The sequence below is a fragment of the Clostridium tanneri genome (genome assembly GCF_033659955.1).
In the GTDB taxonomy this organism is placed as follows: domain Bacteria; phylum Bacillota; class Clostridia; order Clostridiales; family Clostridiaceae; genus Clostridium_AM; species Clostridium_AM tanneri.
In genome coordinates, this window is record NZ_JARUJP010000001.1 from 351,749 (window position 1) to 365,088 (window position 13,340).

Sequence of the window (13,340 nt, forward strand, 5' to 3'; positions counted from 1 at the left end):
CCTATCATATTTTTATCCGATGACTACCCGCTCTAATGCTCCCATCTTCCTCAAGATGGGAGCAAAGAGCGGATACGCCCCTGGATAACAACTTCTAACCTTCAGGTGAGGTTCCCCCATCTGAAGCCAAGAATTCTGTTTATATTCTAACATAATAACTTATAAATTAAAAATGTAAATTATTTTCTTTCCTCTTCATTCTTAATAAATTCTTCTATAGTTATGTTTCCATAAACTTTAAGTGTATTTACAACCTCTTCTTCATAAATTATATCCATAACCTTCATTTCTTCATCTAAGATAGTAAAAATATTATACTTGTTCTTATCAAATATACTCATTAAACTTAACATATCATTTTTATAGTATACAGAAGTGTTCTTATTCTCAATATACCCATTTTTTATAAATTTATATTTCTTTTTTATAATATCTCCCATAATTATATATGATATCCTTTCCTTCTCTCTTAGTGATGACACTATTATAAATAAACCTATTATTCCTACATTAAAATTATTACTTTCTTTGAGAAACAATAAAATATAAATAAACATAAGGATAGCTCCCATTAAGATTCCGGTGTTTATCATTATCTTATTTGCTTTTTTAAAGGTTGTTTTAAAATTTAGTAAATCTCTTAATATTCTCCCTCCATCTAAAGGAAAGGCTGGTATAAGGTTAAAAAGACCTATAGCTAAATTACCTTGAAAGAATATATTGAATCCACTTAGTTTAAAGTTTTTGTATAAAAAATAAAAAATCACAGCTAAAGCTATGTTAAGCATTGGCCCAGCCATTGATATAATTAAATCTTCCTTTGGTGAAGCCTCGTCTAATTCTCTGAATTTTAATGCTGCACCTATAGCCAAAAACTCTATATCAAAGCCTGAAAATCCATAGTATCTTGCGGCAATATAGTGAGCTATTTCATGCAAAACTACTATTAGAAATGAATAGAAAAGCTGACCCTTATAGCCTATAATAATTAAAAATATTATATAAGGAATAAAATATTTACTTACTCTAACCACAGAAGTACTCCCACAAATTATTTTTTAATTATATTAAAATATTCTTTAGGATTTTTGTTCTCACCCATATATAAAAGCTCAAAATGAAGATGCGGTCCAGTAGATTTGCCTGTATTACCACTTTTGGCTATAACCTGACTTTTTTTAACCGCATCTTCCTTTTTTACAAGAATGTCATTCAAATGTGCATATTTAGTTTCTATACCATCTCCATGGTCTATTATAATGTACTTTCCCAACTGCTCATCTTGCCCACAAGCTTTAACCTTTCCATTGAAGCTTGCTCTTACTGCCGTATTTTCCTTAGCGTCAATGTCTACCCCCTCATGAAACTTTTCTTCTTTAGTAACTGGGTCAGTTCTATATCCAAAAACTGAAGTTTCTGTTCCTTCTATTGGCAAAATAAAATTTTTTTTAATTTTATCAGTTATAGTTTCTTTTCCAGTAATCTTACTTCTAAGCTCACCAATGACATTCAATATTTTTTCCTGTATATTAGTAAGATTGATGGTTTCACTCTTTTCTTTTAGAAGCTTATAGTCATAGTTCTGATTCAGTACACTTTTGGAATAATTATAAATGCCTTGGGTCTGAGGAGTAACTACTAGTTTACATCCCACTATAATGATGAAAAGTATAAGAACTCCTATTAAATCTGTTGTAAGCCTTCTAACCCAAAAATTTCCCTTCTCCTTTACTCTTCTGCTAAAATCAGTTCCATTATTATAATAAGGCGAATATCTTACTCCACTTTTTCTCTTTAAAGAACTATAATAATCTTCATACTCTGAATTATAATGCCCCATAAAACCTACCCTCCAACTTTCAGTTTGTTTACTCTTATATATAACTTTTTCTCTAGTATGATATATATATATTTAAAAATTCTTCATTTATGACTTTAAATGTTAAACTAAAAGTAGAGCACAAAGGCTCTAACATATATGTTAGAGCCTGTACATAACTATATTTTATTTAATGTTTTAACCTAGTTCTTGGTGGCTTTTAAAAGCCTTTAGAAAAACTTCAGCAGTTCCCAAATTAGTTGCAAGAGGTACACAATGAACATCACATATTCTTAATAATGCAGAAATATCCGGCTCATGTGGCTGAGAAGTTAACGGGTCTCTAAGAAATATTACAAAATCTAACTCCCCTTGAGCTACCTTAGCACCTATCTGCTGATCACCACCTAGCGGTCCTGAAAGAAATCTGTGTACATTCATACCTACAATTTCAGCTAAAAGCTTTCCTGTAGTGCCTGTTGCGAACAATTGATGCTCTGCAAAGATATCCTTATACCTCTTCACAAAGTCTATCATATCGTCCTTCTTTTTATCATGTGCGATAAAAGCAATCCTCACGGCCAATCGCCCCCTAAAAATTAATTTTCTTTTTCCTCATTCCTATATTTAAGACAAGTCCTAAACTCATAAAACTTGTCAACATAGAACTACCTCCATAGCTCATATAAGGTAATGTTATACCGGTTATAGGCATTATCCCAATAGTCATTCCTATATTCTGCAGTACAGAAAATAACAAGGTAGATATAACTCCTACACATATAACAGAACCGAAGATGTCCTTAGAATTCTTAGCTATATTTATTAGCTTATATATAACTATTCCATATAAAAACAATAAAGCAATAGCACCAACAAGCCCCCACTCTTCTCCTACAACTGAGAATATAAAATCAGTATGGGATTCTGGTATAAAACCACCGGCAATTTGTGTTCCCTTTAAAAACCCCTTACCTAGAATTCCACCAGAGCCTATGCCAATTTGTGACTGTATAAGCTGTAGACCAGAACCTAATTCATCTGCAGATGGGTTCAAGAAAGAGGTCAACCTTACCTTCCAATAATCCTCCATAAGCGGCGAATTCCACACTATAGCTATTAATGTTACTAAGCCTAATATTCCTCCGCCTATTATCTTTAAATCCAGTCCTGCAGCAAAAAATATTCCAAGTACTATAAAGAAGCAAACCATTGTCATTCCCATATCTGGCTGAATTACTATGAGGAGCATTGGCAAGGCTGCATACCCTGCTAACTTAACAAAGTTTCTTAAATCGTTTATTTTTCCTTCCATCTTGCTTAATTCCTTTGCCAGCATTATTATCATACCTAGCTTAGCAAATTCAGAAGGCTGCATGGAAAAGGACCCAATCTTCATCCAAGATGAAGCTCCATTGACAGTAGATTTAAATATAGTATCGTTTAGTATAAGTAAAAATATCCCCAGCCAATAAATTATATCAGCGTACCCCTGAATAATAGAATAATCAAATATTAAGATTATATAAGTTAAAACCAAGCCAGCTGCCAGCCAGATGAGCTGAGCTTTTAAATAGTAAATACCAAACTTCATGTTTGTAGCACTATATATATTTAATGCACCAAAGACTACTATAATCACTATAGTAGCAATAATTGTAAAATCTAATTCTCTTAAAAGCTTTCTACTAATCTTGAACTTTTCAAGCATACCCTAATCCCTCCACTACAAATATGATTATATCATATAGAAAAAAAAATGCTATGTACAAATTATACATAGCCTACAAGCCCTTACCTATTTGTCTTCATCCTTTTTATCGGAATGCTAGCAATTAACGCCGGCGAATCTCCTTCAATTTCTTCTAGAGGGGTCATTCTTACTTCTATTTCTCCATTATCTATTTCAACATATTTTGAAAGAACTGTAAGTATATCTTCTTTTATAGACTCTAATAATTCTGGAGAAAGCATTGCTCTGTCATGTATTAAAATAAGTTTTAATCTTTCTTTAGCCATATTTTTAGGAGAAGGCTTTGAAGAAAACATCTTAAACAAGTCCATTACTCCACCCCCTATTTAATGCGAAATAACTTTCTTATGGATGAGAATAATCCTTCTTGTCCAATACTTAAATCCATAAAGGGTACTGTCTCACCAGTTATTCTTCTCGCTATATTTTTAAAAGCCTGTCCCGCAAGTGCCTTATCATCTAGTACTACTGGCTCTCCTTTATTAGTCGAAACAGTAATGGTCCTGTCATCAGGCACTACTCCTAATAACTTTATTGCTAAGCTATCTAATATGTCATTAACGTCAAGCATATCTCCATTTTGTGTCATTTTATAATTTATTCTGTTTATTATGAGTTGATGGTTCTCTAAACCTCTAGCATCTAATTTGCCGATAACCCTATCAGAATCCCTTACAGAAGTTACTTCAGGATTTACTACTACTAGTGCTCTATCTGCACCAATAATGGCATTTTCAAATCCCTGCTCTATTCCAGCTGGGCAGTCTATTATAACGTAATCAAATTCTTTTTTCAATTCAGATACTAAGTCTAACATTTGCTCTGCACTTACATCATCTTTATCACGTGTCTGTGCTGTAGGAAGCAGAAAAAGATGCGGTAATCTTTTATCTTTTATTAAAGCTTGCTTTAATCTACATTTTCCTTCTATTACATCTATCAGTGTGAAAACGATTCTGTTTTCTAGTCCCATTAAAACGTCGAGATTTCTAAGTCCTGTATCTCCATCAATTACAACGACACTTTTCCCCAGTGCAGCTAAGCCTGTTCCAATATTCGCTGTGGTAGTAGTTTTTCCAACTCCACCCTTACCTGATGTTACTACTATAGCTTCTCCCATCTACACTACCTCCATTAAATAAATTTATTAGGCAAATATGGTTCTACGATTATTGTGTCTCCTTTTACTCTTGCAACCTCCGGATACTGCGGTTTAACATTATCCTCAGGAGACCTAGTCATAATATCTGAAATTCTTAATATTTCTGGCTGTAAATAAAATGCCGCAACCAAAGCTCTAGTGTTTCCTCCAAAGCCAGCATGTACATATCCTCTTAGGGATCCAAGGACTATTACATTACCAGCAGCATATATCTCTGCTCCTGCGTTAACATCCCCAATTATAACTACATTTCCTGGGTAATTTATAACCTGACCACTTCTTATAGTTCTTCTTAGGAATTTTGTACGACCTTCATAAATACCTGAAAAAACCTTAGCACTTTTTTCTTCCTTATCTTCAAGTATACAGTCCTTTATTAAAAATTGCTCAAATAGAACATCCTTTAACTTTCTAAATTCTTTATCATTTATATACTTAAGCTCAGTGGTTATTTTTAGAGTGCATCCTTTGTAAAAGGATTTTCCTGCTGACAGCCTTTTTGTTAATATATCGAGCATTTCGTCAAAATCTTTAAACTTATTCATATTTATAACTGCATTTATTCCATCTCTATTGCCTTTAATTACAATATTATCATCAACCATATTAGACCTCCAATAAACCACCATACTTTATATTTCAACATAGCACCCTTAAATCCTTCTAAATTTTAATTTTATTTTCTAAAAAGGAAAAAGGTTTTCAAAATTTATATTTTATACAAATCAAGACATATTAACCTAAAAATAAAATAGGAAACCGGCAATTGGGATTAGAAATAATAGATGACTTTTCGACACTAGTAGAAAAACTATCTTTTATTTCTAATTTCCCATTCCCAATTCCCTATTTTTACTGTTGTCCTTCAGTATTCACTGAATTATTTCCACTATTGTTTTCAGTATTTCCTTGAGCATCAGTATTTGTAGATGTTTCATTCTGCCCGCTATTTTGTGCATTATTAGCATTTTGGTCTGTGTTTTGTCCGTTCTCTAGTTTAAAGTATGCATCATACATAGCTCTTGCAACTGGTGCTACAAAACCTCCGTGTCCACCGTCAAATACTATAGCACATACTGCTATTCGAGGATTCTCATAAGGTGCAAATCCAACATAAAGGCCGTAAGAAGTTCTTCCAAAAGCATCCTGGGAGTTACTGAAAGTTGCTGAACCGGTTTTACCTGCAGTTTTCAATGGAAATCCCTTAAAGGCCTGCGCAGCTGTTCCATCTTCCCCGCTGTTAACCAATGACATTCCATATCTAACAGCTTCTAAGGTTTCTGTTTTAACACCTGTTTTTTCTATTACTTCTGGTTTAACTTCCTCAATAACTTTTCCATCAGCATTTAATATTTTGTCTACTAAGTGCAATTTATACCTAGTACCACCATTAGCAATTGTTGCTGCAAAATTAGCCATTTGAAGTGGTGTAAAATTGCTTATCCCTTGACCTATAGATGCGTTATACATATTAGCACCAACTCTTAGCTGACTGTTTGCGTCAGAGACAGTAACATAATAAATTGCATCTATCATTGAATCTATTTCTTTTTTATTAATACTTTTACCACTGTATTTTGGATCAGAAGCAACTAAGTCTTGTAATAAAGTCCTGTACTTGGATTTGTCAAAAACCTTGCTTCCTTCTTTTATAGACTCTTGTATTAATTTCTTTAAGTCACTTTTTATTCCCTTTACCTTATCTGAATCACCTTTGTCGTCATACAAATCTATAGCAGTGTAACTTGAACCTCTATTATCTGTTCCATTTTTAAGTGTCTCCATAGTTCGCCATAAATACTGACTAGCATAGATATTTTTTATAGAATAACTATTAAATACCTGGCCAAATCTCTCTGGTATCTCTATACCTGTAGCTGGCTTAACATTAGAGTTCGGTTGTGCACCTAATCCAAATTTCCAAGCATATTTTGCTAATATATCATCACCAAAAGCGTCTCTCATTAGCTTTCCTACAGTCATAAAGTAAGGGTTACTTGATACCTCTAATCCCTTTGCCAAATCTACTGGACCATAGCCTCCAACAGCAAAATGAGTAATATGTCCTCCACCCATATCAAAGGTTCCATTATCAAATATGGTATATCCTGGTGTTATAACACCACTTTCAAGCCCAGCAATAGCAGTCATAGGCTTAAAGGTAGAACCTGGAGGTACAACAGATTGAGTAGCATAGTTATAAAATGGCTTTGGATATATATCGTAGGTATCCTGTCTTATAGTTGTGTTATTTTCAATTCCTTTATCTAAAGGGAATAATACATTTAATACATCCTCTACACTTTTTCCTTGGTAATATCCTGTAAGTCCCCGCTGATAAATATACTCTCTTCCAAATTCTCCTAAATCAGGGCTAAAGTACTTTTTGTATAATTCTGAAGACAATCTTCCTGGTGCTGCAAATAAATTAGGATCATATCCTGGTCTACTTGCCAAAGCTATCACTGCACCAGTATTAACATCTATAGCTACGGCAGCTCCTCTAGTAGCATTGGATGTATTTACGTCTCCATTATATGGGTTATTCCTTAAATTAGTCATAACTTCATCTAAGGATTTTTCTGCAGCTGCCTGCACATCCTTATCAATTGTCAATTGAATACTTTGTCCTGGATAAGGTTCTCTTCTTCCAAGCTCTTCTATTATTCTTCCTTGTTTATTAAGCTTTACTATTCTTCCACCCTTTGATCCTTTAAGTCTATCTTCAAATACACTTTCAATACCTGCAGCCCCTACATAATCTGTGCTTGTGTCATATCCTTTTTCCTGATACTTATCTTGATCAGAGCTGATCTTTGATATATATCCTAAGAAAGCAGAACCTATTTCTCCATTAGGGTAAGTTCTTATAGGCTGAGTATTTACATCAATACCTGGCAGTTCATTTAACATCTGTAAAAACTTAAATGCAGTTTCCTTTTTTATATTACTTGCCACTACTACAGGCTTATACCCTGAAAAGCTCTGCATCTTTAAAGTATCTTTAACTATCATAAATCTTCTTTGCTTATCTAAAGGATATTTACTTTCATCTATTTTATATTGTTTAACTAGCTTTTTAAAGGTTTCTTCTGGAGTTATCTTAAGTAATTCTTCATCAATTTTTTGCTGATCTTCTTTTGTTACCTCACCTTTTTTATCGTCTAGTATCTTTCTACTAATTTCTTCATCTAATCCTCTATCTTTTTTAAATCTTAACTCAATAGTTCTCTTTACTTGTGGGTCATCACTTCTAAACTCAAACCTAAAAGGATCTATTTTAAGTTCAAAGTCATCTTGCTGAATTTCGCCGTTTTCATCCAGTATCTTAAAGACCTTGTCCATAGTATCAAAAAAAGTCTTGTCACTTTCATCTGTTTGATTATATACCAAGACATAACTTTGAGTATTCACAGCTAGAGGAACTCCATTTTTGTCAAGAATACTTCCTCTTGGCGCAGCATCTGGAATTTCCCTTATAGATCTATTATTTGCCTTTTCTTTAAATTCCTCAGCCCTTAGCACCTGAAGAGTAAATAGTTTTGAGGCAATAGCAGTAAATATACTTATCATTATTACTATTAATGCAGTGTATCTAGTAAACTCTCTCTTATTATTTCCCTTCATAGAATCACCATTCCTCTAAAACTTCCATCGTCTCTGCATATATTCTTTTCCGCAGAGTTTATATATACTTTTATAAAGTAGCACGCAGACAATACTATTATAAAGACTTATATAAAGTATGTCTTTGAAGTCCATATATATTGCATTTAAATATAGTATTAAAAGCAACAAAATACCCTTTAAAAAACTAAGTATAAAGCAGGAGGCTACTGGAATTAGTCTCTTTTCCTTGAATATGTTATCTCCTATAACTCCTGCTATTAAGCACACTATCATATTTACAAAAGCATTTAGCCCAAAAGCACTAGTAAAATATGCATCTTGAAGCAGACCACAAAAAACACCTAGCCATAAGCCTTCCCATTTCCCGTTAACAATAGAATAGCAGATTATAAAAACTAAAACCATACTAGGATAGATAGTTTTTACTGCTAAAAAAGGCATAAATATATTATCTAATATAAAAAATAGAATTGATAAAAGAGCCAAAACCATTATTTTTTTCATCTTATATCACCTTAGTACTTTACTTCTATTTTGTTCTTAGGCATAACTATGAACAGTTCTTCAAGCTTGTTAAAGTCAACATAAGGCTTAATTACAGCATTTTTCATTACTTTGCCCTTATCTTCTTCTACATTTATTACAGATCCAATTCTTATTCCCTTTGGATAAAGTCCACCAAGCCCTGAAGTTAATATTACATCGCCTTTTTTAACATTTGAATCTAAAGGAAGATAGTATAACTTTGCAAGTAATCTGTTATCACTGTCTTTGTAACCTTTAACTATCCCACTGTTATCATTTGTGCTTTCTATGGTTCCGCTTACTGCCAGATTCTCGTTGGCTAAAGTCTGAACTATAGCCCAGTTACTTCCAACACTAGTAACCTGACCAACTAACCCTTGAGAGGTTATTGCAATCATTTGCTTTTCAATACCATCTTTACTTCCTTTGTTTATTACAAATTGATCTAAAAGTCCACTACCACTTTTCCCTATTATGTCACAGCCAATATAATTATATTCTGATCTCTGGTCTTTAAAGTTCAGCATTTCTCTCAATCTCTCATTTTCATTTTTTAATGAATCGTAATCAAGAGCCTTGCTTTCAAGCTGACTATTTTTCTTTTTCAACTGCTCATTTTCCTCTTTTACTCTTGAAAAACTAAAAATAAAACTTACAGAATCTTTAACCTTAGTATTAAACTTATACAAACCACCCTGCAGGGAATTAAAGGTTATTCCTATACCATTTCCCATGTATGAAATACTATCCCTCTTAATACTGCGTGAAATTAAAATTAAAAATGTAACTGACAGTACCACTATAGTTACCGCCAGTTTATTCTTCAAAAATTTCATGTCTATTTTCTATTTTCTGCTAGCTACTATTTTATCAATAGTGTCTAGTGCCTTTCCAGCGCCTAGTGCAACACAGTCAAGAGGAGATTCTGCTATATGAACAGGCATATGAGTTTCTTTATTTATAAGCAGGTCTAGTCCTCTAAGCATAGCACCACCACCTGCTAACATAATTCCTTTGTCCATAATATCTGAAGCAAGTTCTGGTGGAGTTTTTTCAAGAGTTGTTTTAATTGAGTCAATTATTGCTGCTACTGGTTCCTTTAAAGCCTCTCTTACTTCTGGTGATGTAATGTTTATAACCTTAGGTAGACCTGAAATAAGGTCTCTTCCTCTTATTTCCATAGAGTTTTCTTCTCCAGTATCAAAGGCTGAACCTAGCTCTATCTTAACATTTTCTGCTGTTCTTTCTCCTATAGCAAGACTATATTCCTTCTTAATATAGCTCATTATAGCATGCTCTAGTTCATCACCAGCAACTCTTAAGGATTTACTTGTAACAATACCTCCAAGAGATATTACAGCTACTTCTGTAGTACCTCCTCCGATGTCAACAATCATGCTTCCTGTTGGTTCATTTACTGGAAGTCCAGCACCAATTGCCGCTGCCATAGGCTCTTCCATAAGCAGTACATCTCTTGCACCAGCCTGTTTTGTAGCCTCATCTATTGCTCTCTTTTCAACCTCAGTTACTCCTGATGGAAAGCATACTACTATTCTAGGACTTGTAAAAGCAGACTTTGGACTCACTTTTTCAATAAACTTTCTTAACATCGTTTGAGTTACGTCAAAATCAGCTATAACCCCATCCTTTAGCGGTCTTATAGCAACTATGTTTCCTGGAGTTCTTCCAATCATTTGCTTTGCCTCATCACCAACAGCAAGTACCTTCTTTACATCACTATTAATAGCCACTACTGAGGGCTCTCTAAGCATAATACCTTTTCCCTTAACATATATTAAAGTGTTAGCTGTTCCTAAATCAATTCCCATGTCCTTAGACATTCCGAAAAATCCCATTCTAAATTCTCCTTTCACTTTTTATACTATTCCTTTTTCCTTAAGACTAGTGTATTTTCCATTTCCTATAATCAAATGGTCTAATAAGTCAACACCTAAAAGTTTTCCACATTCTTTTAACCTGCAAGTTATATTAATATCTTCATTGCTAGGAACGGGGTCCCCTGATGGATGATTGTGACATATAATTATAGAAGCACTATTTTTTCTAATAGCATCGCAAAAGACTTCCCTTGGATGAACTATAGATGAATTTAGACTTCCAACGGAAACATCCTTAGTAAAAATTACTACATTTTTTGTATTTAACATTATTACCTTCAGATGCTCCTGTTTTAAACTTCTCATTTCTTCCATAACTAAATCTGCCGCATCCTTTGGTGAGGATATTTTATATTCATCACCATCTTTGTAGGACTTAAATCTTTTAGAAATTTCTACTAAAGCCATAAGTTGTGCCGCTTTTACCTTACCAACTCCATGGAGGCTTATAAAATCTTCTAACGTGGAATTTAAAATGCCACTTAATCCCCCATTTTCTTTAATAATTCTACTGCTTAAGTTTAATATATTTTCCTTTTTACTTCCGGATCTTAGAATTACTGCTAAAAGTTCAGCATTTGATAAAGCCTCAACACCGTATCTTAATAATCTCTCTCTAGGTCTTTCGCCTTCTGGTAAATCCATAATCTTTAAAGTTTCTTCCATAAAATTATACTCCTTATAGATTTACCCCCATCTCCTTCAGCATTTTTGACAATTTATTTAAAGGAAGCCCTACAACATTATAATAGCACCCGTGAATTTCTTCAACAAAAATCCCACCATATCCTTGGATGCCATAAGCTCCTGCTTTATCTGCATACTCTCCCTTTTCTATGTACTTTTCTATTTGCATGTCGGATAATTTGTCAAATTTTACATCTGTACAGACAAACTCCCTTATTATTTTACCGCTGCTATTATTTACAACAGCTATTCCAGAGTATACCTGATGTATGTTGCCACTTAGAAGCTTAAGCATATTAAATGCCTCTTTTTCATCCTGTGGCTTTCCTAGTATAGTGTCCTTATAAGACACTATAGTGTCACATCCTATTACAATAGCCTCTTCTTTTACTTTATTGCAGACGTCTAAAGCTTTCCCTTCTGCTAACTCCATAACATAGGAACCGCAGTCACCTTTAAATTCAACAGAGTTTTCATCAAAATCACTAACTATAATTTTAAAATCCTCTATTAATCTATTTAGTAACTCCTGTCTTCTGCTAGAAGCCGACGCTAAAATGATTTTCATAATCCCACTTCCTAATATCTTCTGTATAGTATTATAGCCACAATTATACCAATTATAGTCATAATATTAATATTAAAATTTAAACCTAAGGTTAAAACCATAACCTTAAGATTTAATATAATTGGTGTTGATGTACCTATCGCATAAGAGTCCTTGAGAAAATTTAAAATACTTAGGCTACTTCCTAGTATATCTCCAATGAGACTGCCACATACAGCACCTAAGAATATTATAAACCATAAGAAACTTATGCCTTTTTCAACCCCTCTCACAGACATCCCCTACCTTAATAATATATCTAATATAGTTTATCATTTAATAAATTCATAAACAAGTATATATGATATTGTTTAGAAAAATTTTTAAAATAATTTACAGGTTGTTTATTCATGGTAAAGACTTATAAAGTTTCTCTTTATCTATTTGAAAACTTAAGTTCCCTTCATTAATAATCAGGATTAAAAACAATAAGCTTTAAGTACCTATGCATACTTAAAGCTTATAGCAATTATCTTATTCTACTTTTGACTCATTTTTTTTAAAATACTATATATGTAAGCATAATTTTCTGCAGCCTTGTCTTTAGACAACTCCTTAGGCATATTATTGACATGATTTTTGATATCATTCAGTAAATTTATATTTTTACTATCTTTATCTACTTTTTTTAAGGATGAACACCATTTCTTTAACTCTTCTGTCTGTATAGCTTTAACATCTTTTTCTGATAGCTTGTTCAATATTTGTAAGTTAGCATTTACTATTTCCGTTATCTCACTATCACATAGGTCGTTCTTACTTATGGTAAAAAGCATTTTAGAGTTGTCTACCTTTTGTTCTGAAAGAGATTTAATTATTTCCTCTCCATGACTTTCCGTATAAACTCCTAAAAACACTCTAGTTTTGCCATTTTCAACTACTGTAAAAGGAGTTCCGTACTGTATCAATAGATTCTTCTCGCTGTCTACATTCTCCTTGTTTTGGTATATGCCACCCTGTACTGCTATATATTTAACAATTTTATCGCTAGTACCTGTGTTCTTGCTAGAACTATCTACTGCTTTAGATGAATTATTAACGATACCCCCATTATTAGTATTACTTTCCCCTCTATTAAACCCTAAAGCGTTTCCTGTCAACAATCTAAAGATAGCAGTTCCAAGTATAAAAGCTAAAATAAATACCAAAAGTATCATTAATATAAAAGCTTTATTATCGTTTTTCCTTTTCAGATCATACCGTGTGTACTTCATTTTCTCACCCCCAGCTAAAAGTCCTCCCAACTTACTTTTATAAAG

The 13,340-nt window shown here is 33.1% G+C and carries 15 protein-coding genes; all 15 read right to left on the reverse strand.

Annotation, left to right across the window (positions count from 1 at the left end):
- Positions 1-179: 179 nt before the first annotated feature.
- A complete protein-coding gene (locus tag P8V03_RS01655) occupies positions 180-1,034 on the reverse strand; it encodes a M50 family metallopeptidase (RefSeq protein ID WP_318796528.1) in 855 nt (284 codons plus the stop codon).
- Positions 1,035-1,051: 17 nt separating this feature from the next.
- Complete coding sequence (locus tag P8V03_RS01660) at positions 1,052-1,840, reverse strand: M23 family metallopeptidase (protein WP_318796530.1); 789 nt, start codon at positions 1,838-1,840, stop codon at positions 1,052-1,054.
- 177 nt (positions 1,841-2,017) lie between these two features.
- Positions 2,018-2,398: a methylglyoxal synthase gene (gene mgsA, locus P8V03_RS01665; RefSeq protein WP_318796532.1), complete on the reverse strand. Its 381-nt coding sequence runs from the start codon at positions 2,396-2,398 to the stop codon at positions 2,018-2,020.
- A gap of 13 nt (positions 2,399-2,411) precedes the next feature.
- Entirely contained in the window at positions 2,412-3,530 is a 1,119-nt protein-coding gene (gene rodA / locus P8V03_RS01670; RefSeq protein ID WP_261673005.1) for a rod shape-determining protein RodA, read from the reverse strand.
- Between the two features lie 83 nt (positions 3,531-3,613).
- Positions 3,614-3,883 carry a cell division topological specificity factor MinE gene (minE, locus tag P8V03_RS01675; RefSeq protein ID WP_261673004.1) on the reverse strand — a complete coding sequence of 90 codons (270 nt, stop codon included), beginning with the start codon at positions 3,881-3,883 and terminating at the stop codon, positions 3,614-3,616.
- 11 nt (positions 3,884-3,894) lie between these two features.
- Positions 3,895-4,692, reverse strand: a complete 798-nt coding sequence (gene minD, locus P8V03_RS01680; RefSeq protein ID WP_261673003.1) for a septum site-determining protein MinD — start codon at positions 4,690-4,692, stop codon at positions 3,895-3,897.
- Positions 4,693-4,706: 14 nt separating this feature from the next.
- A complete protein-coding gene (minC, locus tag P8V03_RS01685; RefSeq protein WP_318796535.1) occupies positions 4,707-5,339 on the reverse strand; it encodes a septum site-determining protein MinC in 633 nt (210 codons plus the stop codon).
- A gap of 247 nt (positions 5,340-5,586) precedes the next feature.
- A complete protein-coding gene (locus P8V03_RS01690) occupies positions 5,587-8,361 on the reverse strand; it encodes a penicillin-binding transpeptidase domain-containing protein (RefSeq protein ID WP_318796538.1) in 2,775 nt (924 codons plus the stop codon).
- A 15-nt stretch (positions 8,362-8,376) separates the two neighbouring features.
- On the reverse strand, positions 8,377-8,868 hold the full coding sequence (gene mreD / locus P8V03_RS01695; protein ID WP_318796540.1) for a rod shape-determining protein MreD: 492 nt from the start codon (positions 8,866-8,868) through the stop codon (positions 8,377-8,379).
- Between the two features lie 11 nt (positions 8,869-8,879).
- The gene (mreC, locus tag P8V03_RS01700; RefSeq protein WP_318796542.1) at positions 8,880-9,725 is read right to left on the reverse strand and encodes a rod shape-determining protein MreC; all 846 of its coding nucleotides are present in this window, start codon (positions 9,723-9,725) and stop codon (positions 8,880-8,882) included.
- Positions 9,726-9,734: 9 nt separating this feature from the next.
- Positions 9,735-10,745 (reverse strand): rod shape-determining protein, encoded by a 1,011-nt coding sequence (locus P8V03_RS01705; RefSeq protein WP_261672997.1) that lies wholly within the window; start codon positions 10,743-10,745, stop codon positions 9,735-9,737.
- Between the two features lie 21 nt (positions 10,746-10,766).
- Complete coding sequence (gene radC / locus P8V03_RS01710) at positions 10,767-11,453, reverse strand: RadC family protein (RefSeq protein ID WP_318796545.1); 687 nt, start codon at positions 11,451-11,453, stop codon at positions 10,767-10,769.
- A 13-nt stretch (positions 11,454-11,466) separates the two neighbouring features.
- Positions 11,467-12,042, reverse strand: a complete 576-nt coding sequence (locus P8V03_RS01715) for a Maf-like protein (RefSeq protein ID WP_318796547.1) — start codon at positions 12,040-12,042, stop codon at positions 11,467-11,469.
- An 11-nt stretch (positions 12,043-12,053) separates the two neighbouring features.
- Positions 12,054-12,314, reverse strand: coding sequence for a DUF4321 domain-containing protein (locus P8V03_RS01720; RefSeq protein ID WP_318796548.1), 261 nt, complete (start codon positions 12,312-12,314; stop codon positions 12,054-12,056).
- A gap of 246 nt (positions 12,315-12,560) precedes the next feature.
- The gene (locus tag P8V03_RS01725; RefSeq protein ID WP_318796549.1) at positions 12,561-13,295 is read right to left on the reverse strand and encodes a hypothetical protein; all 735 of its coding nucleotides are present in this window, start codon (positions 13,293-13,295) and stop codon (positions 12,561-12,563) included.
- Positions 13,296-13,340 lie beyond the last annotated feature (45 nt).